Origin of the sequence: Histidinibacterium aquaticum (assembly GCF_008710275.1) — a bacterium.
Lineage (GTDB): Bacteria > Pseudomonadota > Alphaproteobacteria > Rhodobacterales > Rhodobacteraceae > Oceanicola > Oceanicola aquaticus.
Genome location: NZ_VYQE01000005.1, coordinates 117,517 through 139,859, shown reverse-complemented (window position 1 = coordinate 139,859; position 22,343 = coordinate 117,517). Strand labels below are relative to the sequence as shown.

23 protein-coding genes and 1 tRNA gene are annotated in these 22,343 nt (G+C 68.5%); 12 read left to right on the top strand and 12 right to left on the bottom strand.

Features of this window, described 5'->3' with window-relative positions:
* Positions 1-154: 154 nt before the first annotated feature.
* A complete protein-coding gene (locus F3S47_RS16075) occupies positions 155-1,198 on the bottom strand; it encodes an NAD(P)/FAD-dependent oxidoreductase (RefSeq protein ID WP_150446321.1) in 1,044 nt (347 codons plus the stop codon).
* Between the two features lie 46 nt (positions 1,199-1,244).
* On the opposite strand from F3S47_RS16075, the gene mnmD reads away from it, so the two are divergent.
* Both mnmD and F3S47_RS16065 read left to right on the top strand, forming a co-directional pair.
* Complete coding sequence (gene mnmD / locus F3S47_RS16070; protein WP_150446320.1) at positions 1,245-1,907, top strand: tRNA (5-methylaminomethyl-2-thiouridine)(34)-methyltransferase MnmD; 663 nt, start codon at positions 1,245-1,247, stop codon at positions 1,905-1,907.
* Positions 1,904-2,764: a DMT family transporter gene (locus F3S47_RS16065; protein ID WP_150446319.1), complete on the top strand. Its 861-nt coding sequence runs from the start codon at positions 1,904-1,906 to the stop codon at positions 2,762-2,764. Before mnmD ends, F3S47_RS16065 begins: the two co-directional genes overlap by 4 nt.
* 9 nt (positions 2,765-2,773) lie before the next feature.
* Here the strand turns inward: F3S47_RS16065 and F3S47_RS16060 are convergent, their stop codons facing one another.
* On the bottom strand, positions 2,774-4,945 hold the full coding sequence (locus F3S47_RS16060) for a lytic transglycosylase domain-containing protein (RefSeq protein ID WP_150446318.1): 2,172 nt from the start codon (positions 4,943-4,945) through the stop codon (positions 2,774-2,776).
* A gap of 167 nt (positions 4,946-5,112) precedes the next feature.
* Between F3S47_RS16060 and dapA the strand changes: the two genes are divergently transcribed.
* Positions 5,113-6,003, top strand: coding sequence for a 4-hydroxy-tetrahydrodipicolinate synthase (gene dapA / locus F3S47_RS16055; RefSeq protein ID WP_150446317.1), 891 nt, complete (start codon positions 5,113-5,115; stop codon positions 6,001-6,003).
* A 32-nt stretch (positions 6,004-6,035) separates the two neighbouring features.
* Here the strand turns inward: dapA and F3S47_RS16050 are convergent, their stop codons facing one another.
* A complete protein-coding gene (locus tag F3S47_RS16050; protein WP_150446316.1) occupies positions 6,036-6,470 on the bottom strand; it encodes an NUDIX domain-containing protein in 435 nt (144 codons plus the stop codon).
* Positions 6,471-6,538: 68 nt separating this feature from the next.
* Between F3S47_RS16050 and F3S47_RS16045 the strand changes: the two genes are divergently transcribed.
* The 3 genes from F3S47_RS16045 to F3S47_RS16035 all read left to right on the top strand — a co-directional run bounded on the left by F3S47_RS16045 (position 6,539) and on the right by F3S47_RS16035 (position 10,201).
* Positions 6,539-7,465 (top strand): ParB/RepB/Spo0J family partition protein, encoded by a 927-nt coding sequence (locus F3S47_RS16045; RefSeq protein ID WP_150446315.1) that lies wholly within the window; start codon positions 6,539-6,541, stop codon positions 7,463-7,465.
* Positions 7,466-7,640: 175 nt separating this feature from the next.
* Positions 7,641-8,804: a hypothetical protein gene (locus tag F3S47_RS16040; RefSeq protein WP_191090217.1), complete on the top strand. Its 1,164-nt coding sequence runs from the start codon at positions 7,641-7,643 to the stop codon at positions 8,802-8,804.
* Between the two features lie 143 nt (positions 8,805-8,947).
* Complete coding sequence (locus tag F3S47_RS16035; protein WP_150446313.1) at positions 8,948-10,201, top strand: DNA polymerase IV; 1,254 nt, start codon at positions 8,948-8,950, stop codon at positions 10,199-10,201.
* Position 10,202: 1 nt separating this feature from the next.
* On the opposite strand, the gene F3S47_RS16030 is transcribed toward F3S47_RS16035, so the two are convergent.
* The gene (locus tag F3S47_RS16030) at positions 10,203-11,066 is read right to left on the bottom strand and encodes an N-formylglutamate amidohydrolase (protein ID WP_150446312.1); all 864 of its coding nucleotides are present in this window, start codon (positions 11,064-11,066) and stop codon (positions 10,203-10,205) included.
* 150 nt (positions 11,067-11,216) lie between these two features.
* On the opposite strand from F3S47_RS16030, the gene F3S47_RS16025 reads away from it, so the two are divergent.
* From F3S47_RS16025 to F3S47_RS16010, 4 genes are all read left to right on the top strand, one after another.
* Positions 11,217-11,291: transfer RNA gene (locus F3S47_RS16025), tRNA-Val, on the top strand.
* Positions 11,292-11,374: 83 nt separating this feature from the next.
* A complete protein-coding gene (gene ykgO / locus F3S47_RS19470; protein ID WP_007255499.1) occupies positions 11,375-11,500 on the top strand; it encodes a type B 50S ribosomal protein L36 in 126 nt (41 codons plus the stop codon).
* A gap of 157 nt (positions 11,501-11,657) precedes the next feature.
* On the top strand, positions 11,658-12,932 hold the full coding sequence (locus F3S47_RS16015) for a PPC domain-containing protein (protein ID WP_150446310.1): 1,275 nt from the start codon (positions 11,658-11,660) through the stop codon (positions 12,930-12,932).
* A 46-nt stretch (positions 12,933-12,978) separates the two neighbouring features.
* Positions 12,979-13,824 carry a hypothetical protein gene (locus F3S47_RS16010; protein WP_150446309.1) on the top strand — a complete coding sequence of 282 codons (846 nt, stop codon included), beginning with the start codon at positions 12,979-12,981 and terminating at the stop codon, positions 13,822-13,824.
* On the opposite strand, the gene F3S47_RS16005 is transcribed toward F3S47_RS16010, so the two are convergent.
* From F3S47_RS16005 to F3S47_RS15995, 3 genes are all read right to left on the bottom strand, one after another.
* Entirely contained in the window at positions 13,821-14,450 is a 630-nt protein-coding gene (locus tag F3S47_RS16005) for an HhH-GDP family DNA glycosylase (protein ID WP_150446308.1), read from the bottom strand. The two genes, F3S47_RS16010 and F3S47_RS16005, sit on opposite strands and share 4 nt — an antisense overlap.
* A gap of 13 nt (positions 14,451-14,463) precedes the next feature.
* Positions 14,464-14,877 carry a hypothetical protein gene (locus tag F3S47_RS16000; protein WP_150446307.1) on the bottom strand — a complete coding sequence of 138 codons (414 nt, stop codon included), beginning with the start codon at positions 14,875-14,877 and terminating at the stop codon, positions 14,464-14,466.
* Positions 14,878-15,012: 135 nt separating this feature from the next.
* A complete protein-coding gene (locus F3S47_RS15995; protein WP_150446306.1) occupies positions 15,013-15,840 on the bottom strand; it encodes a DUF481 domain-containing protein in 828 nt (275 codons plus the stop codon).
* A 267-nt stretch (positions 15,841-16,107) separates the two neighbouring features.
* Between F3S47_RS15995 and F3S47_RS15990 the strand changes: the two genes are divergently transcribed.
* Positions 16,108-16,749 (top strand): histidine phosphatase family protein, encoded by a 642-nt coding sequence (locus tag F3S47_RS15990; RefSeq protein WP_150446305.1) that lies wholly within the window; start codon positions 16,108-16,110, stop codon positions 16,747-16,749.
* Positions 16,750-16,756: 7 nt separating this feature from the next.
* The gene (locus tag F3S47_RS15985; RefSeq protein ID WP_150446304.1) at positions 16,757-17,791 is read left to right on the top strand and encodes a saccharopine dehydrogenase; all 1,035 of its coding nucleotides are present in this window, start codon (positions 16,757-16,759) and stop codon (positions 17,789-17,791) included.
* Here the strand turns inward: F3S47_RS15985 and F3S47_RS15980 are convergent.
* From F3S47_RS15980 to F3S47_RS15960, 5 genes are all read right to left on the bottom strand, one after another.
* A complete protein-coding gene (locus F3S47_RS15980; RefSeq protein ID WP_150446303.1) occupies positions 17,785-18,102 on the bottom strand; it encodes a DUF3775 domain-containing protein in 318 nt (105 codons plus the stop codon). The genes F3S47_RS15985 and F3S47_RS15980 overlap by 7 nt on opposite strands.
* A 69-nt stretch (positions 18,103-18,171) precedes the next feature.
* Entirely contained in the window at positions 18,172-18,912 is a 741-nt protein-coding gene (locus F3S47_RS15975; RefSeq protein WP_150446302.1) for an SDR family NAD(P)-dependent oxidoreductase, read from the bottom strand.
* 40 nt (positions 18,913-18,952) lie between these two features.
* Positions 18,953-20,203, bottom strand: a complete 1,251-nt coding sequence (locus F3S47_RS15970) for an MFS transporter (RefSeq protein ID WP_150446301.1) — start codon at positions 20,201-20,203, stop codon at positions 18,953-18,955.
* Complete coding sequence (locus F3S47_RS15965) at positions 20,200-21,000, bottom strand: DUF1365 domain-containing protein (RefSeq protein WP_150446300.1); 801 nt, start codon at positions 20,998-21,000, stop codon at positions 20,200-20,202. Before F3S47_RS15965 ends, F3S47_RS15970 begins: the two co-directional genes overlap by 4 nt.
* A complete protein-coding gene (locus F3S47_RS15960) occupies positions 20,997-22,295 on the bottom strand; it encodes an NAD(P)/FAD-dependent oxidoreductase (RefSeq protein ID WP_150446299.1) in 1,299 nt (432 codons plus the stop codon). The genes F3S47_RS15965 and F3S47_RS15960 overlap by 4 nt, the downstream gene beginning before the upstream one ends.
* Positions 22,296-22,343 lie beyond the last annotated feature (48 nt).

Genomic DNA, 22,343 nt, shown 5'->3' with positions numbered 1-22,343 from the left:
GGGCCGAAATATTCCTCGGGGGTGAATTGCGCCCACCGGGCGCAAGAGGGGGCAGACAGCCCCCTCGCCCCGGCCGGCCCCAAGCACGACGCTGGCCGACAGGGCCCGCGGGACGGCGGGCGGGGCGTCGCCGCAGGCGAGCGCCGTCCCGCCGTCATCCCCGGGGCAGGCTGTCCTCGACCCGGAACCCGTCCGGGATCGCGTCCTCCCCCTTCAGCACCAGCCGCGCGAGGGTCTCTCCCACCAGCGGCGCCACGCCGAAGCCGATCTTGAAGCCGCCGTTGGCCACGAAGTGCCCCGCGCGCCCCGGCCAGGGCCCCAGCATCGGGGCCCGGCTGCGGGTGCGCGGCCGCACCCCCGCCCAGCGCGCCAGCACCGCCGCCCCCGCGAGGTCCGGAACCGCGGCCCGGGCGCGCGCGACCACGTCCTCGAGCGTCCCGTCCACCGATCCGGCCGCCTCGAACTCCCGCTCCGAGGTGGAGCCCACCGCGACCGTCCCGTCCGCATGGGGCACCACGTGCAGCCCCTCGACGAAGAGCTGCGCCCGGTCCCGCAGGTCGGCGTCCAGCACGGCCGCCTGGCCCTTCACCCCGGCGCCCACCGTCCGGCCCAGCGCCTCCGAGAGCTCCAGCAGCCCCTGCCAGCCGGTGGTCCAGACCACCGCACCCCGGTCGTCGCCCTCGCGCAGCACCTCCCCGCCCCGCGCCAAGATCGCCGCGGCCAGCGCCTCGGTGGCCCGCCGCGGATGGATCCGGGCGGTCAGCGTGTCGCGCACGTAGAGCCCGCTCGGGCTCTCGAGCCCCCAGCCCCCGGTCTCGCCCGTCACCTCCCAGGTCGCGGCCTCTCCCCAGAGCGCCCGCGCCGTCTCCTCCCGCTGCCGGGCCAGAGTCACCGCCGCCTCGTCGGCCAGCGGCTGGAGGCGCCCGGCCCGCCGGTAGCCAGGATCGCGCCCCGAGACCTCCGCGACCCGCGCCCAGAAATCCTCCTGCGCCAGGAGGCTCTCCAGCTGGAAGGCCTTCTTCGGGTTCCAGTTCTCCGGGACATGCGGCGCCAGCGCGCCGACGACGCCGCCCGAGGCCCCGGCCCCCGGGCCGCCGGGATCGATGACCCGCACCCTTGCCCCGCGCGACAGGCAGGCCCAGGCCACCGAGAGCCCGAAAATCCCCGCACCGCGCACCGTGACATCCACGCTTGCCATCCACCGGCCCTTCCGCCATTCGAGGCCCGACCTAGAGGACGGACCCATGCAAGGCCAGACCGCCGAGGTCGCCTGGAGCGGGGAGACCCCCGTCGCGACCCGCTTCGACGATCCCTACTACTCCCTGCAGGGCGGCCCGGCCGAGACCGCGCACGTCTTCCTCGCGGGCAATGCCCTGCCCGGGCGTTTCCGCGACGGCTTCCACGTCGCCGAGCTGGGCTTCGGCACCGGCCTGAACGCCCTCGTCGCCTGGACCGCCTTCCGCGCCGCGGTCCCGGACGGCACCCTCCGCTTCACCAGTTTCGAGGCCTATCCCATGGCCCCCGGCGACATGGCCCGCGCGCTCTCCGCCTGCGGCGCGCCCGCCGCGGAGACGCGGCAACTGCTCGCCGCGCTCACGCCCGGCGGCGCGCGCCTCCCCGGCCTGGACCTGACCGTCGTGGAGGGCGACGCCCGCGAGACCCTGCCCCGCTGGACGGGCCGGGCCGACGCCTGGTTCCTCGATGGCTTCTCGCCCGCCAAGAACCCCGAGCTCTGGGAGCCCGGGCTCATGCGAGAGGTCGCCCTACACACCGCCCCCGGCGGCACACTGGCAACCTATACCGCGGCCGGCCACGTCCGGCGGACGCTGGCGGAGGCGGGCTTCGAGGTGGCGCGCGCCCCGGGCTTCGGGCGCAAGAGACACATGACCACGGGACGCCTGGAATGAATGATACCCGCCGCGGCGTGGCGCTCATGGTCGCCACGACCTTCGTCTTCGCGATGCAGGACGGCATCTCCCAGCATCTCGCCGGGCGCTACAACGTGCTCATGGTGGTGATGATCCGCTACTGGTTCTTCGCGCTCTTCGTCCTGACCATCGCGCGGCGCCAGTCCGGCTCGATCCGCGCGGCGGCCGCGACGACCCAGCCCTTCGTGCAGATCTTCCGCGGCCTGCTGCTCAGCTTCGAGGTCTGCGTGATGGTCTTGGGCTTCGTCCTGCTCGGACTGGTCGAGAGCCACGCCGTCTTCGCCTGCTATCCGCTGATCATCGCGGCCCTCTCCGGACCGGTTCTGGGCGAACAGGTGGGCTGGCGTCGCTGGGCCGCCATCGCCGTGGGCTTCGTCGGTGTGCTGATCATCCTTCAGCCCGGCTTCGGCGTCTTCGACCCCGCCGCCCTGGTCCCCTTCGCGGCCGCCGCCATGTTCGCCCTCTACGGCCTGCTGACCCGCTACGTCGCCCGCGCCGACACCGCGGCGACCAGCTTTTTCTACACCGGCGTCACGGGCGGCATCGCCCTCACCTTCGTCGGCATCTGGAGCTGGGAGCCGATGACGGCGACCGACTGGATCTGGATGGGCTGCCTGTGCCTGAGCGGCGCCTTCGGCCACTGGCTGCTGATCAAGACCTACGAAGCGGCCGAGGCGTCCTCGGTTCAGCCCTTCGCCTATTTCCAGCTGGTCTTCGCCGCCACGCTGGGGATCGTCGTCTTCGGCGAGACGCTCCGCCCCAACGTGGCGATCGGCGCGGCCATCGTCATCGCGGCCGGGCTCTTTACCTTCTGGCGCGAACGCCGGCGGCGCTAGGCCGGGGCCTCAGCCACCGGCCGGGCCCGGGCGGGACAGCGGCCGGATCGGCGGCGGGCCGGCCACCGCGGCCGGGCCGACGCCCCGCAGTTCTATCGCGCCCTCGGGCACGGGCCGGGTCGGCGGCACGAGCGACTCGGCCACGGCCAGCGCACTCGCCGCCGGGAAGGGGTCGAGCGTGGTCTGCGAGGTCGAGACCACCGGCTCGGCGGTCAGCGACCCGTCCGGCCGGACCTCCGGGCGCACCTGGGGCTTCGTGCCGGTCAGCAGCTCGGTGAACGAGGGGCCCACGGGCTCCCCGGCCAGCCGGGCCTGGTAGACCGGGATCGATTCCGTCACCCGCATCACGTAGTTGCGCGTTTCGCGGAACGGGATGTGCTCGACCCAGTCCACGATATCGATCTCCCCGGCCCGGGGATCGCCGAACTGGGACATCCACTGCGCCGGTCGGCCCGGGCCGGCATTGTAACCCGCCGAGATCATCGCGGGCGAATAGCCGAACCGCTCCTCGAGATAGGCGAGGTAGCTGGAGCCCAGCGTCGCGTTGTAGCTCCAGTCCCGCGTCAGCCGCTGGCGGTCGTAGGGTAGGTTCTCCCAGCCCGCGACCTCGCGCGCCGTGGCGGGCATGAGCTGCATGAGGCCCAGTGCGCCGACGTGGCTGCCCGCGTCGACGCGGAACTCGCTCTCGCGCCGCGCGATGGACAGGGCCAGCGCGGGATCGGTGGGCAGGTCCATCTCGGCCAGCCCGTGAAGCGGGAAGTAGAATTCGGGCAGGACGATCTCCTGCTCTGCCGCCGCCTTGCCCAGCAGGACCTGGAAATAGGCCTCGTCCCACTCCGCCAGCACCTCGCCGACCGACCCGATGGTCTCACGGTCGAGCGTCTGGCCGATCTCGGCGAAGAACAGCACCGCGAGCCCCGGGTCGTCGGCCTGCAGCAGGTGCAGACCGGCGCCGACCATCGGGTGCTCGGCGATCAGCGCCTCGTCGAGGTCCGGGAAGTCCTCGGTCCCGGCGAGGTCGGGGTCACGCTGGAGCCCGGCCCGCTCGGCGGCCAGCAGGCCGTAGAACGAAGTCTGGTGCTTCCCGCCCTCGGTGAAGGCCATCTGCGCGGCGTCGGCGTCGCCCAGCGCTTCCTGCGCACGGCCGATCCAGTACCACGCCCGGCCCTGGCTGATCGGGGTCCAGACATTGCGCTCGACCGTCTCGAAATGAAGCAGCGCGACGCGCGGCTGATCGAGCTTGGTCAGCGCGATGTAGCCCGCGAGCCATTCGAGATCGGCGAAGGAGGAACCGTCCTCCAGAAAGTGGTTCGCGGCTAGCTTGTAGGCGAGCTCCGGGTCGCCCTCGCGCATCACCCAGCGCGCCAGCGAGCGGCGCCAGCCGGACCAGCGGAAGGGCTCGCCCAGCGCCTCCTTCGAGACCGAGGCGGCCTCCAGCATCTCCACCGCTTCCTCGCGGCGGCCCTTGTCGGCCAGCCACTCGAAACGCGAATAGCGAAAGCCGGGGCTCGCCCGCAGCTCCTCGGGGACCTCGTCCACCATGGCGGCGAGCCCGCCCTGGTCGCGCAGGTAGCCGATCCGGGCGCGGGCCAGCGCGCGCTGGTCGTCGCTCAGCCGCGGCATGATGCGCTGCGCGTCGGAGACCCGCCAGCGGAACAGCAGCATGTCGACGCGCTCCGCGTGATAGGGCTCCAGCAATTCGCCGTAGGCCTCGAGCACTGCCTCTTCGGAGCTTTCCTCGAAGATCTCGGTGGTCCAGGCGGTGACGACGCTCTCGCGCGCTTCCTCCTCGCGGCCCAGGCGCTCCAGCGCGCGGGCCCGGGCGATGACGCCCTCGCCCGTCACTGGCGGCTCGTCCTCGAAGAAGGCGAGGATGTCCGCGGAGGGCAGGAAGGCGGGGAAGTTGCGCTCCGCGAATCCGCGGATGCGATCGTTGCCGGGCCAGTCGCCGTGTTCGTCGAGAAAGGCCACGGCCTCGGCATAGGTGCCGGAGCCATCCCGCAAGCGCATCCATTGTATCAGGTCGGCCCCGACGTCGCCCGCAGGCGTCGCCAGCGTGATCGCCTGGGTCCAGTCACCGCGCTCTGCGGCGGAGAGGGCGTCCGTCAGGTCGGGGAGTTCGATATCCGCGTGCGCGCCAAGGGGCGCGGCGGCAAGGCACAGGGCGGCCAGAAGTCGCATGAGGCTATCCAAATCCGGGCTGATGCGCGACGAACGTAAGCATAGGGCCGCCGCGCGCAATTCACAAACTTGGCAAGGTGCGCATGAGGGTCTAGGGTCCGCGCGATTTTGCCGATGGCTGCCTCTTTCCGCGGCCCGGGCCCACCAGACCGAAAAGACAGGACCATATGACACTCGATGCGCGCACGATCAAAGGGTCGATTCCCGCCCTTGTCACCCCCTTCGCAGATGGTGAGGTGGATTTCGACGCGCTCAAGAAGCTCGTGGACTGGCAGATCGAGCAGGGCAGCCACGGCCTCGTGCCCGTCGGCACCACCGGCGAGAGCCCGACGCTCACCCACAAGGAGCATGACGCGGTCGTCGCCACGGTGATCGAACACGCCGCCGGGCGGGTGCCCGTCATCGCCGGCGCGGGGTCCAACAACACCGCCGAGACGGTCCGCCTGATCACGGCGGCGAAGAAGGCCGGCGCCGACGCCGCCCTCGTCGTCACGCCCTATTACAACAAGCCGACGCAGCGCGGGCTGATCGCACACTACACGGCGGCGGCGGAATGCGGCCTGCCGATCATCATCTACAACATCCCCGGCCGCTCGGTCGTCGACATGACGCCCGCCACCATGGCCGAGCTCGCCCGCCACCCGATGATCATCGGGGTCAAGGACGCCACCGGCGACCTGGCCCGCGTGCCGAAGACCCGCATCGCCTGCGGCCCCGAGTTCGTGCAGCTCTCGGGCGAGGACGCGACCGCGCTCGGCTTCAACGCCCACGGCGGCACGGGCTGCATCTCGGTCACCGCCAACGTCGCCCCCCGCCTCTGCGCGGAGTTCCAGGAGGCGACGCTCTCCGGCGACTACGCCACGGCGCTGCAGCTCTCCGACCGGCTGATGCCCCTGCACATCGCGGTCTTCCTCGAGCCCGGCACCGTGGGCGCGAAGTACGGCCTGTCCCTCCTCGGCGTGACCAAGGACGAGGTGCGCTCGCCCCTGACCACGGCGGAAGAGGGCACGCGGATCGCCATCAAGGACGCGATGATCCACGCGGGTCTCATCAACTAGGCGGCCCCCGACCGGCCCCCGCCCGCACCTTGCTACGTCACCGGTGCGCCCCAGGCCCCGGCGAGCGCGCGGTACCGCTCAAGCCGCGCGCGGTGGTGCGGGACCAGTCCCTCGAGCCGCAGCACCCGCTCGGGCGTCATGAGCGCCCACGCGGATCCTTCCTCGCCGAAGAGCAGCCCGCGCAGGGCCTCTTCCGGAAGGCGCGCGACCCAGAACCAGACGGGCCCCCGCAGCCCCTCGGACCGTTCGCGCCACAGAACCTCCGCCGGACGGAGGTCGAGGCCCGCTTCCTCCTCGACCTCGCGCAGCAGTGTCTCCCAGGGAGACTCCGCGCCCTCGCGCCCGCCTCCGGGGAGGTCCCAGGCGCCGGGCCAGTCGATCCCCGGGTCCCGGTCCCGCAGAAAGACCAGCAGCCGCGGCCCAAGGAACAGCGCCACCTTGGACCCGTTGAAATCATCTTGCTCCACCGCGCGCTCCGGTCACATCTGCTCAACCCGGTCAGCCTAGCCTCCCCGCGTTCACCACGCGAGGAGCCATGACCCACCTGACCCCGCAAGACGCCGCCCAGACCCTCACCGAACCCGAGTTCGTCCTGCTCGACGAGGTGGACCCCGAAGCCTTCCCCCGCGACCGGGGGAAGGTCGATACCGCTGAGCTCGACGATCTCTGCGCCTCCATCGCGCGGCACGGCCTGCGCATGCCGATCGAGGTGATCGAGACTGGGGGTCCCCTGCCCTGGGCACTCGTCTCGGGGCGGCGGCGCTACGAGGCCTTCCGAAGGCTGGGCTACACGCGGATCCCGGCCCTTGCCCGGCGCATCGACGACCGGCGCGAGGTGCTGGGCTGGATCGCCGAGGAAAACGATCAGCACGAGGCCATCACCCCCTGGGACCATGCCCGCTTCATCTCGAATGCCGCGAGCGACGACAGCTATGACACGCTGCAAGAGGCGACGGACTCTCTCTACCCCACCGTTTCCCGCCAGAAGCGGTTGCGCCTGCACCGAATGGCGACAGTCCACGCCCGCCTCGACGGGATCCTGCCCGATCCGGCCACCTTCAGCCAGCAGCGCCTTCTGCGCCTGGCCCATGCTATAGACCGGGGATATTGCGAAGAGATTAAGATCGCGCTCGCTGATCTGGAGCCGCCCCGAACCCCGCGAGAGGTGCGCGGCGTCCTCGACCGCCTCTGCGACGAGGCCGAGGCGAGCCCCAAGGATCTCCGCGACGCCCCCCGCCCCGGCTATCCCCGCCGCCGCGTCCGCATCCGCCCCCGCCTCACCTGCCGCCGCGAATACCTCAAGGAAGGCTGGTGCCTCCGCTTCACGGGCCCCGAGGCCTCCGGCGCCATGATGGAAGAGATCATGGACTGCGTGGAGCGGGTCTTCGCTCCGAAGGATCGGGAGCGTAGAATAATTCAAGAAATAGAAGAGAAGGCACAAGGTTCGCCGCGCAAGCTTTGATCATCGCTTGAGCGGGAATTCAAAAGGATGTAGAGAACCACTCTAGTCATCAACAAAGTAGCTGTTTTTCGTCTTTATGACAAATTATGCAAGAATGCACACACCAGAGGAAATTGAAGCCTATAAGACTGCTTCCCGGCTAGTCCAAAGAGCTGCTCATGAGAGTTGGTCTTACGTGTCGCTGAGTCCGTTTTATGGTGGTGACGGCGATGTGGTGAGAGACGGCCTGGAAATCTTGAGGCACCTCACGATCCTACCAGATGAAGTCAGAACCCTATCAGAAGTTGATCTAGAAATCAGAGGAACGAGGATTAGCGATCTTAGACCTCTGGCAAAAAGTTCGGGCCTGAGAGAAGTGAATTTTGAAGGCATCCCGGCGGCTATCGAAAATCCAGAACTCGAAGAAATTTCTACTATCGAAAATAGTGTCGAAAGGACGAGGCGCCTTAAATCTTGGCTTGAGGTCAACTACGAGGGTGAACCACCGGAAGCCGTTGAGGGAGGACCCGAATTTAGGGTAGATGACGTAGGTCCGATCACGCTCATCGACACACCTTTGATCGAAAGCGATGACGATGATCAAGCGGAGCTACAAAAGGACTGTGAAGAGAAGGCTTCCAGTCTCGCTGAAGTTGCGGAGCTAGCCACGAATACGGCACCCGACCTCCCGTCCATCTCTCGAAAATACCAAGAATTGATCAGCCAAAACGCCAACTTGATCGGTGCGCGTCGGATTTGGTCTATTGCCAATAGCCTTGAAGCAATTCTTGAGATTCATGATCGGGCTGTGGCGGATGACAGGCATTCTGAAGAACTCCCCGCCAGTGTAGCTGCAAGACTGAAGGACCTAGCCGAGACCCATAGAGTTTGGTTTCTCGGCCATCCTGGAGCTCGAGCCGTTGAAGAGCGCGCCAACAAGCATGCACGCAAGGAAGGATATCAAGATCGTCGAAGGGCTGCAGTATCTGTTGTAGAAGCCGCGGAGAGGTCGACAGCAGTATCGGCAGATGCAACTTGGCCAGCTCGACAAAATATCGAGACGTCAAAAGTTGATTCTGCCGCCGGTGTTGCAGCACTGGGCGAACTTGAAGATTGGGCTTGGAACTTTGTCGCGAGCATAGCCAGAAAGGCTTGGACTATCGCGAAGGCGCCGCCGGGTGGATTCGTCGGTCAAGCAGTCTCAGGGCATTATCTCATTCTTTTCATCGTCAACAACGACGATGCCATTCGGCACTACGCGTACACGGCAATGTCTCAAGGTCCGCTATGGTGGGATGCGTTGGAAGCAGCAATTCGAAGAATGGCAGCATCCGGTAGCAACCACGAAGATCGTGATTGAGTCAGATAGTTAACGCAAAACGCGTTAACCACGATTATCCATAAAAACCAAAGCCTTACCCCTCTGTCCAACCTTGGTCACGTCTTGACCGAGGCCCCACAGCCCCCCTCCCCGCCCCCTCCCGGCGGTGCTATATCTCTCCCATGCCCGCGCTTTGCCGAGACTGCCTGACTGCCTACCCGGACGGCCCGCGCTGTCCGGCCTGCCGGTCTCCGCGGGTGACCCGGCATCCCGAGCTTTACGAGCTCTCCATCGCCCACATGGATTGCGACGCCTTCTTCGCCTCCGTCGAGAAGCGCGACAATCCGGAGCTGCGGGACAAGCCCGTCATCATCGGCGGCGGCCGGCGGGGGGTGGTCTCCACCGCCTGCTACATCGCCCGGATCAAGGGCGTCCGCTCGGCCATGCCGATGTTCCAGGCGCTCAAGCTCTGTCCCGAGGCGGTGGTGGTGAAGCCCCGGTTCGAGGCCTACGTCGAGGCCTCCCGCGCGATCCGGCAGATGATGGACGAGCTGACCCCGGTGGTGGAGCCGCTCTCTCTGGACGAGGCCTTCATGGACCTCACCGGCACCGCGCGCCTCCACGGCCAGCCGCCTGCCGTGATGCTCGCCCGGCTGGTGCGGCGGATGCAGGCGGAGCTTGGCCTGACCGGCTCCATCGGGCTCAGCCACAACAAGTTCCTCGCCAAGGTCGCCTCCGACCTCGACAAGCCGCGCGGCTTCTCCGTGATCGGCCGAGCGGAGACGGTGGACTTCCTCAAGCCGAAGCCCGTGCGCCTCATCTGGGGCATCGGCCCGGCCGCCCAGGAGAGCCTCGAGGCCGCCGGCATCCGCACCTTCGCCGACCTTCACCGCTGGGAGCGCGAGGCGCTGCAGGCCCGCTTCGGCGGCATGGGCGACCGGCTCTGGCATCTCGCGCGGGGCGAGGACCACCGCCGCGTCTCGGCCCATGCGCCGGTGAAGGGGCTGTCGAACGAGACGACCTTCTCCGAGGACACCGGCGACGCCGAGATCCTCGACGGCCACATCTGGCGGATGGCCGAGAAGGTTTCCTCCCGCGCCAAGGCCAAGGACCTCGCGGGCCGCGTCGTGACACTGAAGCTCAAGCGGGCGAACCACCGGCTGCTCACCCGGAGGCAGGCGCTGAGCGAGCCGACCCAGCTCGCCGACCGGATCTACCGGACGGCGCGGGGCCTCTTCGACCAGCTGGGCGACGCCGGGCCCTACCGGCTGCTCGGGGTCGGAATCAGCGAGCTGACCGGGGCCGAGACCGCGGATCGGGGCGGCGACCTGCTCGACCCGGACGCGCCGCGGCGGGCCCAGGCGGAGCGGGCGGCGGACGCGATCCGCGCGCGCTTCGGCAGGGATGCGATCCTGAAGGGCCGGGCCCTGCGCTGAGCTACTCGGCCGCGACCGGCATCTCGTCAGCCCGGCCGATGGCGGCGATCTCGGCCACAACGGACCCCAGCGCGGCGCGCACGTCCTCGAACTCCGCCTTCGGCTCGATCGTGGCCTCGTCCATGTAGATTGACCGGTCGATCTCCACCTGAACGGCATGCTGCCGACGCGACGGACGGCCGTAGGCCTGGGTGATGTAGGCCCCTGCGAAGGGCATGTTCCGAGCCACCCGGAAGCCCGCGCCTGAGAAGGCCGCCTCGATCCGCTCGATGACCCCGGCGGAGGCCGCGGCGCCGAAGCGGTCGCCCAGCACCACGTCGGGCCGCGGTCCGTTGGCGGGGCCGACGTTCTCAAGGGCCTCGTGCGGCATGGAATGGCAGTCGACCAGGATGGCCCGGCCGAAGAGCCGGTGGCTTTCGTCCAGAAGCTCGCGCAGGGCGGCGTGGTAGGGCCGCCAGTAGTCCGAGATTCGGCGTCGCGCCTCCTCGAGCGGCAACTTGCCGGAGTAGATCGCCCGCCCGTTTGCGACGACCCGGGGAATGACGCCGAGACCGCTCGCGATGCGCGGGTTGTGGGCCGCGCGGCGCACGCCCTCGATCAGCGCCGGGTCGAGTTCCTCGGCCGCCCGGTTCAGATCGACATAGGCACGCGGAGCGCCCGCGACGAGCAGCGGCGCGCCGTGATCCGGCGCGCTGTCGAAGAGGCGGTCGATGTAGGCATCCTCGGACGAACGGATTTCCCGCTCGTTGAGCATGGCGCGCGCCAGGAACGCCGCGGAGTAGTCCCGCCCCGAGTGGGGCGAGGCGAAAACGGCCGCGGTCGTCCGGGACGCGGGACTGTGCAGGTGGTACGGGGCCAGACTCATCAACGCTCCTCGATCGCGGCATTAGATAGCGCGATTTCGGAGGTGCCCAAAAGCCCTTGATCTCGCCCCCGACTCCTTTTAGAGACCGCTCACCCGACGCGGTTCGCCCGCGTCCTATTTCGTTATGGGACGCTGAAACGTGACGGGTACGGGCGGTTAGCTCAGCGGTAGAGCACTACGTTGACATCGTAGGGGTCACTGGTTCGATCCCAGTACCGCCCACCATGATTTCGCCGCCGGGGCCGCGAGGGTCCGGGCAGACTTGCAACCAGGCGCACCGCCGCGCCGCGATGAAGAGGACGAGACGAATGAAGGTTCGCAACTCCCTCCGCTCGCTCAAGCAGCGTCACCGCGATTGCCGCGTCGTGCGCCGCAAGGGCCGGGTCTACGTGATCAACAAGACCCAGCGGAAGTTCAAGGCACGCCAGGGCTGATCGCCCGGCAGAGCCGGACAGATGCCAGATCGAGAGACGGCCGCCCCCCGGGGCGGCCTTTTTCGTTGTCCGGACCGGAGTCCCGCCTTTTGTCTCGCCATCCCGGCATCGGATCGCTTACCTAGGGGACGATTACGACCCTGAGGGAGGCATAGAGATGACGTTGAAACCCCTGACCATTCTGGGCGCGCTGGCGGCGGGGACCGTCGCCCTTCCGGCCTCCGCGCAGGAATACTGCGGCGGATTGAGCTCCGGCGCCTGGATCGGCGGCAACGAGGCGAACTCCGATATCGGCAGCGCGGAGACCTTCCGGGAGCAGCTGGCGCTGGTGCTTTTGGGCAATGCCCATACCTCTCTCTTCTCGCTGTCGGAGGCGGCGAGCGTGCGGCTCGAGGCCGAGGCCCGGGGCCAGGGGGATCCGGTCATCGAGGTACTCGACGGCGAGGGCGGCGTGGTCGCAACCGATGACGACTCGGGCGGCGGCGTCTCGTCGGCGGCCCTCGTCGCGCTGGAGCCGGGCACCTACTGTCTGCAGACCTCCTCCTACGACAACGCGCCGCTGACCGCGACGGTGCGGATCGGACGGGCCGAGCACGAGGCCCTGACCGAGGGCGGCGCGACACTGACAGCCGCCGGGCCGGGAGATACGACCGAGACGCCGGCACCCACCGGGGCCAGCCCGGTCGCGACCGATACCGAGGCCTGCGGCGGCGCGGTGATGCTCGCCTCCGGCCCGCTCGACGATAGCCTCTCACAAGGCGTGAGCCGGACGGAAAGCATCGAGGCCGTCCCGACCTACGCCTTCGACCTCGCCAGCCCGGCTTCTGTCTCGATCACCGCGGAGAACCCGGATGCCGACCCGGTTCTGACCCTGACCGGGGACGATGGGACGTTCTACGCGGAGAACGACGATTACGACGGGCTCAACAGCCGGATCGACATGACGACGCCGCTGGCTGCGGGGACCTACTGCGTGCAGCTTCGCGCGCTGTCCGACGCCACCGCGCCGGTCACCGTCTCGGTCTCCGGCTTCGACCCGGAAGCCGCCGCCCAGGAGACCTACAATCGCGGCCAGGCGGCGCCGCCGCTCGACGGCTCCTACCCGGTCACCGATCTCGGCACGCTGTCGGGCCGCGTCGTCACCGACGCGCAGATCCAGGGCGAGACCGCGCAGTGGTTCTCGGTCACCCTCGACGCGCCGGGTCTGCTTCTGGTCGAGGCGATCGGCGCCGCGGCGGGCGGTGACCCGGTGCTGCGGGTGTTCGACGACGTGGGCCGCGAGATCGCCTACAACGACGACTACGGCCAGAGCTACGACAGCCAGATCGCCGCGCGAACTTTCCCGGGCACCTACCTGATCGCGCTGACCGACATCTCGGCCACCAGCCCGCTCCTGCGGCTGGTGATCGAGCGCTACGTTCCGGCCGAGTGACGCGGACCGGGGCCGGCCAGCGCCGGCCCCGACGCGGCGCGTAGGAATGGCGGACAGGAAGCAGCCGGCGGAAGTCGGGGCCCAGTTCACAGGCCCCGCTCTCGACGAGCGGATCACCGTGCACGAAGGCGCGCAGGTGATCGAGATCGACTATACCGGCCTCTACATTCACAGCTCGGCCGAGGCGAACGCCTTCTACGACCGCATCGAGGCGCGGATCCTCGAGACCGGCGAGCCGCTCTGGTTCTTCTGCGTCGATACCACGGACTACAGGGTCGACCGCGCTGCGTGGTTCGCCTACTCGCGGCGCGGGACGGACCTGCACGAGGCCCATTCCATGGGCACCGTCCGGGTCGACCGCAACGCGGGGCCGCAGATCGAGCGCGCGAAGGGGACCGAGCGGGAGAACCCCAACCTCTTCGCCAGCCGGGACGAGGCCATGGCGGCGCTCCGCGCGCGGCCCTCGCAACGAAGGACCCGGCTTGCGCACACGCCGAACTACGAGCGCGGCGCCTTCCTGCGCCGAATCAGGCCGGACCGGGCGACCGAGATCATGGAAATCGACCTCTCCGGCATCTCCTTCGAACACAGCCGGGACGTGAACGACATCTTCAACTGGATCGAGGAGGTCGTGCGCGGGACGGGTCGGCGCTGGTACTTCCTCTACAACTACGAGGGGACGCGTATCCAGCAGCCCGCGTGGCTGACCTACTCGCTCCGGGCGGAGGCCCTGCGGGACCGCTGGTCGCTCGGCTCTGTCCGCTACGCTGCGGGCTCGGAGACCGAGCGGGATATCCGGCTCCGGGCCGAGAACCGGACCGTGCGTCCCAACATCCGCAACACCCGCGCCGAGGCTCTGGAGCGGATCGCCGAGATGAAGGCCGGCCGCTAGGCCGCGGCCTCCTTCACCTTGTCGGCCGGCCCCTCGAGCTTGGCCCGGGTCAGCGCGGCGACGAGGCGGACGAACCTCTCCCGGTCCCCGGCGAGGTCGAGCAGGGCCTGACCATCCTCCGGCAGGCCGAGTTCGGAGGCCTCCTGCTGCGCGGGCTTGCCGACTTCGGGGAGGAACTCGTCCCAGACGAGCTGGACCTCGCGGGCGAAGATGCCGGCACCTGTCGGCCCCAGGCCCTTGGCCTTCTGAACGGCCTGTCGCGGATTCTCTTCACGCATCCGGCGGAGGTCGTCGCCGTAGGCGTCCCGCACCATCCTGGCCGTGTCGATGATGTAGTCGGCGGTGGACTCGTCGTAGCGGGCATAGCCGTTCTCGTTCAGGCAGCGGACGATCTCCGTCCGGTCCGCTTCGAGGATGCGGTCGATCTTGTGCAGGTCCGCATCCCTGAGTGCCGCGCAGCCCTGAACAGCCAGTTCCGAGCCGATGCGGGCCGAGAGCATGATCGAGCCGATCAGCCAGTGAAAGAGCTCCTGCGGCGTGTCGCGGGCGATGTTGGCGCCCATCTCCTCGGAGTAAAGCTTGCCCTGTTCCGCGATCAGGGCGTCGACGATCTGCTTGCGGGTCATGGGTCTCTCCTCCTCAGCGGCCCTCTCCGACTTCACCGGCGGTCCGCGGATCTTCTCCGCCCGGGTTGGGGCCGGTGGCGGCGGGGCAGTCGCAGTCGGCGAGAAGCTCGTTGGCTTTCTCGGAGCGCTTGCCGGCGGGCTGATCCTCGAGCGCGGCCCGGGCGGCACGCAGGGCCCAGTCGATGTCGCCCTCGACCCAGGCGGGACGTCCGGCGCCCTCACCCAGTTCGCCGCCGCGCGCGTCGCGGGACTGGCGGGCGACCCGGGACATGGCGGAGGTCACGGCCTCGCGTTCGTCGCGGCGGAGCTCGTCCAGGTCCTCGGGCCCGAACTTGCGGAGCGGGTCGATGACGTAGTCGGGCAAGCCGCGGTCATCGCCGAGGATGTCGGCGAGGGTCTTCTTCAGCCAGGTTTCCTGATCTGCCATGGGATCCTCCATCGTTTTGCGCCCCAACGATGAGGGGCGGAGGGAGGGTCCGAGATCAGGTCGAGGTACCGACCCGACAAAAAAAGAACGAGGGCCGAAGCCCTCGTTCCAAATCCCGGGAATGCAAAGTCGGGATTAGTTGAAGTCGTAGATCAGCGACACGCCGTAGGTGTTGTCGGTGTCCTCACGGCCCGGCACCGGATCCGTGTGGTACTCGGTCGCGACGCTGGTTCTGAGCGCCAACGAGTCAGCCACCGAAAAGTTCACGCCGAAGTCGTTGTAGACGACGGTATCGCTCTCGGACGCGATGATGTCGGTATCGTTGGTCAGCACGATGTCGGGCGAAATGCGGTTCGAGTAGTTCGAAGCCACCGAGAGGGCGCCTTCCTCGAAGTCCGATTCGTCGATGTCGGTGAGTTCCGCGACACGGTAGCCCGGACCGGCCTGGACCGACCACTGGATGTCCGGCGTGTTGTAGATCCGGTAGCCAAGACCGGCGCCGATGAAGGTGTCCGTCTCGTAGCTGGAGAACTCGTCGATCGAGCCCTGGACCTTGGCGAAGCCATAGAGCCGCGGGTTGAAGTCGCGGGTGTACTCGAGATCGTACAGCAGGCTTTCCTCGGTGCGGGTGCCGTCCTCTTCGCCGTAGCGATAGTTCAGCTGCAGCTCGTAGCCGTTGGTGCCGTCGAAGTAGCCGTAATTGGCACCAAGGCCGATGTCGACGCTGTCGCTGTTGCCCGTCGAGGCGGAACCGCGAAGCGCGAGCGAGCCGGAGAAGCCGAGCTCGCGGCCCTCGTTGCCGACCAGCCGATCGCGCTCGAAGTCCTCTTCGATGTCCTCGGCAAGGGCCTCGTTGGCGTCTTCGACCTGATCGGTGCCGGTGAAGACCGTGTCTTGGGCTTGGGCCATGCCGGCAGCACCGGCAAGAAGGGCCGCCAGCGGGGCGGCGTGCACGAGTTTCATGTCTCGTCTCCCGTAAATTGAAACGTGTATTCCACGACCGGCCAATGCGCTGTGCTCCAGTCCGATCCGCCGGCAATACCGGCCTCGCGTCGCGCGCGGCAGGAATACAACGGTGCGCTGCGACCTAGCCATGAAAACAAGGCGATGGGCCTGTGGCAACCGAACTCACGCCGACCTCGCGTCTTCTTGATGGAACCCTGATCGCCGGCTTGCGCCCCCACACACGAGGCGGTTTACGGCGGGGAGACAATTTCCGGGACGAACGACATGGGCGAAATCATCTTCGTGCGCCACGGCCAGGCGAACTCCGCGGCCAGGGACGAGGCGAGCTACGACCGGCTCTCCGAAAAGGGCCGCGCCCAGTCCGCCGCCCTCGGCGCCTGGCTCTCTACCAACGAAACGAGCTTCGATCGGGTCCTGTCGGGCACGCTGTCGCGCCATCTCGGGACCGCCGAGGCGATGGGCGTGTCCCCGTCCCCGGACCCGCGGCTGAACGAGATGGACTACTTCAACCTCGGCAATGCGCTTGCCGAAACCCACGGGGTGCCGATGCCGGGCCCGGAGGATTTCGCCGCACACATGCCGCAGGTCATGGAGGCCTGGCACAGGGCCGAGATCCGGGGCGACGAGAGCTTCGCGGACTTCGAGGCGCGGGTCACCTCCGTACTGACGGAGGCCGCAGAACCCGGGCGGCGGGTGCTCTGCATCACCTCGGGCGGGGTGATCGGAATGGTCGTCCGGCACCTGCTCAGGCTGGACCCGACGCGTATGGCGCATATCTTGCTGCCCATCTGGAATACCTCGATCCACCGCGTCCACGTCATGCCGCACGGAACGATCCTGGGCGCGTTCAACGCCATCCCGCATCTCGACGCCCCGGATCGCGCCGACCTGCGCACACATTTCTGAGGCGACGATGACCCATGTCTGGCTGAGGGCGGAGAGCCGCGCCACCGAGCAGCGAACCCCGCTGATGCCCGAGGGCGCGAAGGCCCTCCTCCGGGACGGACACGGGGTCACAGTCGAGCGAAGCGCGTCGCGGATCGTCCCCGACAGCCGATACGAAGAGGCCGGCTGCGAAATGGCGGAGACCGGAAGCTGGGAAAGCGCGCCCGCCGACGCGGTCGTGCTCGGGCTCAAGGAGTTGCCCGAGAGCGGCGAGCCTCTGCGCGGCACGCATGTCTTTTTCGCCCATGCCTTCAAGGGACAAAGGCAAGCGGACGCGCTCCTCGACCGGTTCCGGCAGGGCGGCGGGACGCTGCTCGACCTGGAGTACCTCGTCGATGACACCGGCGCCCGGGTCGCGGCCTTCGGCTACCACGCGGGATACGTGGGCGCGGCGGTCTCGCTCATCGCCTACGGCGCGCAGGTGGCCGGACGACCAGTCCCTCCGGTCGCGCCCTGGCCCAATGCCGACGTCATGCGCGACGCCGTAACGGCGGCGCTGGACGGCGCGACTCCACGGACACTGGTGATCGGGGCCAAGGGACGCGTGGGGAGCGGCGCGGTGGACCTACTGCGCGAGGTCGGGCTCGACGCGACACTCTGGGATCAGGAGGAGACCGCGAGCGGCGGACCCTTTCCGGAGGTCGCGCGGCATGACCTGATGATCAACGCGGTTCTCGCGATGCCGGGCATCCCAGTCTTCGCCGGTCCCGAGCTTCTCGACGCTGACCGGCGGTTGAGGGTCATCGGGGACGTGGCCTGCGACCCGGGGACCCCCTACAACCCGGTTCCCCTCTATGACGAGCCGAGCAGCTGGGAAAACCCGGTCTGGCGGGTCCACGACACCCCGCCGCTCGACGTCATGGCGATCGACAACCTGCCGTCGCTCCTCCCGCGCGAGGCCTCGGCCGCCTTCGCCGCGGACCTGCTGCCGCACCTCCTGGCGCTGCCCGACGGCGAGGTCTGGAGGCGCGCGGAAGAGACCTTCCGCCAGCACCTTCAGTAGAGCGCCTCTTCCTCCTCGGAAGGGTCGAGGCCGAGGGCCTCCATGCCGGATTCGAGGTGATCGGCGAGGTGGGGCGATCCGAGCAGGTAGTCGGCCGTGGGCGTGGTGGCCTCGGAGAGAGCGGTCTCCTGCGCCTCTTCCAGGTCTTCCGCGTCGTAGGATCCGCGGCCGATCCAGAAGACCGCGACGAGTGCCGCCTGCTTCTCTTCCGAGAGCCGCTCGACGAAGGCGCGCAACTGCGCCTCGCCTCTTCGCTCGTCGCGCGCGAGAATGGCGATCTCGGCAATCGTGGACGCACTGATCTGAAGCATGGCGTGACTCCTCCAAAGCTGGCGCGAGATTAAGTCCCCCCGCGCCGCTCCGAATTGATCTGCCGCAAGTCAGCGCCGTTTCGAGACCAGGGGGTAGTATATCCAGTCCGGCAGGAGCTGGGAGCCGCGCAGCAGCCAGGACAGCGGCGCCGGGTAGCTCATCTTGAACTCGTCGGAATTCATGTGCTCGAAGAAGCGCCGCGCGGCGTCTTCGGGCTCCATCCGCTGCGGCATCTTGAAATCGTTCTTGTCGGTCAGCCGGGTGCGGACGAAACCGGGATTGACCACCTGCACCTCGACACCGGTATGGCGCAGGTCGGAGTAGAGGCACTCGGCCATGGTCATCACCCCGGCCTTGGAAGGGACGTAGCCCTGCGCGCCGGGCAGACCGCGGAAGCCCGAGAGCGAGCCGGTCAGCACGATGTGCCCCGCGTCCTTCTCCACGAAGCGCGGGACAACCGCGCCCAGGACGCGCGTCGCGCCGAGGAAGTTGGTGTCGACCATGGTGGTGATCTTTTCGGCGTCCCACTTCTCGGACCCGAGCGGCCAGTAGGCCCCCGCGAGGTAGACCATCCCGTCGATCTCCCCGGCTTCGCTGGCGGCGCGGTCAATGCTGGACTGGTCGGTGACGTCGATGGTCACGGCGCTCGCCTTGCCCGGGACGGACGCCACCAGATCGTCCAGCCGGTCCCGCGAGCGCGCGGAGACGATGACCTCGGCCCCTGCGCGGCTGATCGACTCGGCCACGGCGCGGCCCAGTCCCTCGCTCGCGCCCACAATCCAGTATCTCTTGCCTTTCCACTCGCGCATCGGGTCGGTGTCCTTCTGTCTTCGCGTCTCGGTTGGGGACCTAGGGCGCGGCCCGGCCAAGTCCCTCCCCTGTCGCGAAACCGTCGAGGGGAAGGCGCGTCAGCAGGACCATCGCCGCGATCTTCAGGACGATGGGGCACCCGGCATAAAGCAAGGTCAAGGCCGTGAGCGCCGCTTCCGGGTTCTCGCCGCCCGAAACGAATCCCGCGAGGTCGAGTGCCGGAAGAAGCACCGCCGCTGCGATCGCGAGCGTCATCTTGTTGACGAGCGACCAGAGGCCGAACCCCTGCCCGCCGTTGGGTGCGACCTCGGCCATGCGCGCGGCGAAGAGCGCGGGCATGAGAGTCAGGTCCGCGCCGATGGCGGCGCCGGAGACCACGCAGATCGCCGCGAAGATCGCCTGGTCACCGGGTCCGAGGCCAAGGGTCACCGCGAAGCTCGCGATGGCGAGCGTCATGGCGCCGAGCAGGACCGGCTTCGGCCCGTAGCGGCCCGAGAGCGCAGACCAGCCGGGGGCCGAAGCGGCGGCGGCGAGGAAGAAGAGCACCAGCAGGGCCCCCTCCCAGCCGGGCGCGGCGAGACGGCTCTCGACGTAGAAGAGGAAGAGCGTCGATGTCACCGCGAGGGGCATTGCGTTGACGAGGGCGAGAAGCAGGAGCCGCCGGACGGGCCGGTCCCCGAGGATTGCCCGGATCGGGGCGGGCTCGGTTCGGGCGCGGCCCCGCCATTCCGGCAGCATGGCCAAGGTCGCCAGCAGGGTCGCGGCGGCGAAGCCCCAGGCGAAGACGGCGAAAGGCGCATCGGTGGCGTACCCGAGCGCCGTCGGGGCGACCGCGGCGATACAGACACCGGCCAGCGCCCCGCTCTCGCGCCAGGCGGCGAGGCGGACATGCGAGCCGCTCAGCCCGGCCGCCTTTTCGACCCCCCGCGCGTAGAAGGCGATGGTCAGGAAACTGAAGGCCGAGAAGAGCCCGGTGATCGTGACGGCGAACCACAGCAGCGGCGCGACGGGTGGCGCCACGGCGAAGAGCCCCAGCATCGACAGCGCGAGCAGCACCGCGACGAGGGAGACCCAGATCGCCCGCCCCTGCCGGATGCGCTCGGCCAGCCAGCCCAGCGCCGGGTCCTGGACGAAATCGAGGATTCGCAGTCCGAAGAGAACGATGCCGAGCGCTGTCAGGCTCGTCCCGTAGGTGTCGGCGTAGAACTTGGGCGCGTAGATGTAGATCGGCAGCCCCGCGCCCGAGAGGATCGCCGCGAAGCCCGACCAGGCCCAGAGCCGCTGGCTCACCGGCTGACCTCGTCCGCCGGCGGCTCGGGCCGGGGCCGGTAGCGTGCGCCCTTCCACCAGAGCTTGAGCGCCTGCCAGTGGATCAGCGTCAGCACCCGGCGCGAACCGAAGGGCCGCCGGAGAGCTGCCCCCAGGATGGTTCGGTTGGTCAGTGGCTGCCGGGGCCCTCGTAGGGTCGCGACGAGGCCGCCCGCCTCGGTGGTGTAGTCGATGCGGATTTCAATGGCGTCCGGACGGATATCGAAGCGGAAGCGGTAGCCCCCCTCGACCGGCTGGAACGGCGAGACGTGGAAGCACTTCTGCGCCGTGAGCCGGTCGGCGGCAGTGATCTCGCCGAGGTCAGGGCGGTGACACAGGTAGGAATGCCGGTCGCCGAAGGTATTGCTCACTTCGGCGATCACTGCCCGGAGCTTGCCGTCCGCCCCGTGGCAGAGCCAGAAGCTGACCGGGTTGAAGACATGCCCCAGCACCCTCGGTTGCGCGAGGAGAAGCACCGGCCCGGGCAAATCGAGCCCATGAGCGGACAGCACCTCACGCACCCAGTGCGCCCCCCGCCCGTCGTGGCGCGGCCCGCCGTGGTCGCGATCCCGCAGCGAAAAGAAGTTCGCGGCATTGCGTGAGAAGAGCCGAGGCGCGGCCTGCCGGCCCTCGGCGTCGAGCAGAATGTAGTCGATGGAATAGCGGAAGGCGTTGTCCGGCCCATCGCGGCGCGCATGGTAGGTCTCGCCGGGCACATGCTCCACCGCGGAGGTGACCGGTTGAGCGGCCGGGATATCCAGACGCTCCGCCAGGCTCATTCCGCCGCCACCGCTGTGCCGCTCCGGGCGTTGATGGCATCGGCGACGTCGAAGCCCGAGGCCAGCCCGTCCTCGTGGAAGCCGTTCCGCATCCAGGCGCCGCAGAACCATGTCGACCGCCGACCGTTCATCTCTCGGGCCGTTTTCTGTGCAGCAAGAGCGCCGAGGTCGTAGACCGGATGGCGCAGGACCGTGCGGTCCCACACGAGGCTCTCGTCGATCTCGCGCGTTGTGTTCAGCGTCACGAAGACCTGCTCCGTGGTCAGCCAGCGCTGCAGGGAGTTCATCCAGTAGGTCAGATCGATCCGCGGCGAGACCTTTTCGGCGTCCTCGGTGTAGACCCAGCTCGCCCAGGCCCGGCGGCTGCGCGGCATGATCGAGGTGTCGCCGTGCAGGACGACTTCGTTCGGCTGGTAGCGGACGGCGCCCAGCACCTTGCGCTCCTCTCCGTCGGCGTCCTCGAGCATGGCGAGCGTGTCGTCCGAATGGGTCGCGAAGACGACCTCATCGAAGATCTCCCACTCGCCGCCCTTCAGGCGCAGTCTGACCGCGTCCGGTCCGCGCCGGACACCGGCCACCGGCGCCCCGGTGCGGATCTCGACGCCGCGCCGCTCCATCGCGGCTTCCAGTCGCGAGACGTAGTTCTCCGACCCGCCCTCGACCGTGTACCAGTCGTGCTGGCCGGAGGTTTGCAGCAGATTATGGTTGTCGAAGAAGCGCATCATCGTCTCGGCCGGAAAATCGAGAACCTGCGACTTGGGGGTCGACCAGATCGCCCCGGACATGGGCAGAAGATAGCGGTCCCGGAACCACGGGCCCATCCCCAGCGTCTCGCAGAGCCCTCCGATGGTCAGCCCGTCCTGCCGAGAGGCTTCCAGCGCCGTTTCGTTGAAGCGCAGCAGGTCGCGGATCATGCGGAAGTAGCGAGGGTCCAGCGCGTTCTTCGGCTGCGCGAGGAGCGCACCGAGGTTGCGCAACCCATATTCGAACCGACCGCCGCCGAAGCTCGCCCCGAAGGACATGTCGCTGAGACGGGTAGGCACCTCGAGCTCGTCGAAGAGGGCGACGAGGTTCGGGTAGTTAGCGTGATTGAAGACAATGAAGCCGGTGTCGACGGTCAGGTCTCCGTTCCGGCCCGCGGTCCGCGTCCGGGCATGACCGCCCAGCCGGGGCTCCGCCTCGATCAGCACGACCCGGTGCCGCTCCGAGAGCCTCCAGGCTGCTCCCATGCCGGATATTCCCGCGCCGACGACGGCGATGGTTCGGGGCGCATGCGTCCCGGCTTCGAATGGCATATTGTCTGGTCCTTCGTTCCGTTCAGCCCTTGTCGGCGTTGTGGGACA

What these genes read in the sequence shown, in the direction of transcription:
- F3S47_RS16075 (WP_150446321.1), bottom strand. Translation starts at nt 1,198, where the DNA reads ATGGCAAGCGTGGATGTCACGGTGCGCGGTGCGGGGATTTTCGGGCTC.
- mnmD (WP_150446320.1), top strand. Translation starts at nt 1,245, where the DNA reads ATGCAAGGCCAGACCGCCGAGGTCGCCTGGAGCGGGGAGACCCCCGTC.
- F3S47_RS16065 (WP_150446319.1), top strand. Translation starts at nt 1,904, where the DNA reads ATGAATGATACCCGCCGCGGCGTGGCGCTCATGGTCGCCACGACCTTC.
- F3S47_RS16060 (WP_150446318.1), bottom strand. Translation starts at nt 4,945, where the DNA reads ATGCGACTTCTGGCCGCCCTGTGCCTTGCCGCCGCGCCCCTTGGCGCG.
- dapA (WP_150446317.1), top strand. Translation starts at nt 5,113, where the DNA reads ATGACACTCGATGCGCGCACGATCAAAGGGTCGATTCCCGCCCTTGTC.
- F3S47_RS16045 (WP_150446315.1), top strand. Translation starts at nt 6,539, where the DNA reads ATGACCCACCTGACCCCGCAAGACGCCGCCCAGACCCTCACCGAACCC.
- F3S47_RS16035 (WP_150446313.1), top strand. Translation starts at nt 8,948, where the DNA reads ATGCCCGCGCTTTGCCGAGACTGCCTGACTGCCTACCCGGACGGCCCG.
- F3S47_RS16030 (WP_150446312.1), bottom strand. Translation starts at nt 11,066, where the DNA reads ATGAGTCTGGCCCCGTACCACCTGCACAGTCCCGCGTCCCGGACGACC.
- ykgO (WP_007255499.1), top strand. Translation starts at nt 11,375, where the DNA reads ATGAAGGTTCGCAACTCCCTCCGCTCGCTCAAGCAGCGTCACCGCGAT.
- F3S47_RS16015 (WP_150446310.1), top strand. Translation starts at nt 11,658, where the DNA reads ATGACGTTGAAACCCCTGACCATTCTGGGCGCGCTGGCGGCGGGGACC.
- F3S47_RS16010 (WP_150446309.1), top strand. Translation starts at nt 12,979, where the DNA reads ATGGCGGACAGGAAGCAGCCGGCGGAAGTCGGGGCCCAGTTCACAGGC.
- F3S47_RS16005 (WP_150446308.1), bottom strand. Translation starts at nt 14,450, where the DNA reads ATGACCCGCAAGCAGATCGTCGACGCCCTGATCGCGGAACAGGGCAAG.
- F3S47_RS16000 (WP_150446307.1), bottom strand. Translation starts at nt 14,877, where the DNA reads ATGGCAGATCAGGAAACCTGGCTGAAGAAGACCCTCGCCGACATCCTC.
- F3S47_RS15995 (WP_150446306.1), bottom strand. Translation starts at nt 15,840, where the DNA reads ATGAAACTCGTGCACGCCGCCCCGCTGGCGGCCCTTCTTGCCGGTGCT.
- F3S47_RS15990 (WP_150446305.1), top strand. Translation starts at nt 16,108, where the DNA reads ATGGGCGAAATCATCTTCGTGCGCCACGGCCAGGCGAACTCCGCGGCC.
- F3S47_RS15985 (WP_150446304.1), top strand. Translation starts at nt 16,757, where the DNA reads ATGACCCATGTCTGGCTGAGGGCGGAGAGCCGCGCCACCGAGCAGCGA.
- F3S47_RS15980 (WP_150446303.1), bottom strand. Translation starts at nt 18,102, where the DNA reads ATGCTTCAGATCAGTGCGTCCACGATTGCCGAGATCGCCATTCTCGCG.
- F3S47_RS15975 (WP_150446302.1), bottom strand. Translation starts at nt 18,912, where the DNA reads ATGCGCGAGTGGAAAGGCAAGAGATACTGGATTGTGGGCGCGAGCGAG.
- F3S47_RS15965 (WP_150446300.1), bottom strand. Translation starts at nt 21,000, where the DNA reads ATGAGCCTGGCGGAGCGTCTGGATATCCCGGCCGCTCAACCGGTCACC.
- F3S47_RS15960 (WP_150446299.1), bottom strand. Translation starts at nt 22,295, where the DNA reads ATGCCATTCGAAGCCGGGACGCATGCGCCCCGAACCATCGCCGTCGTC.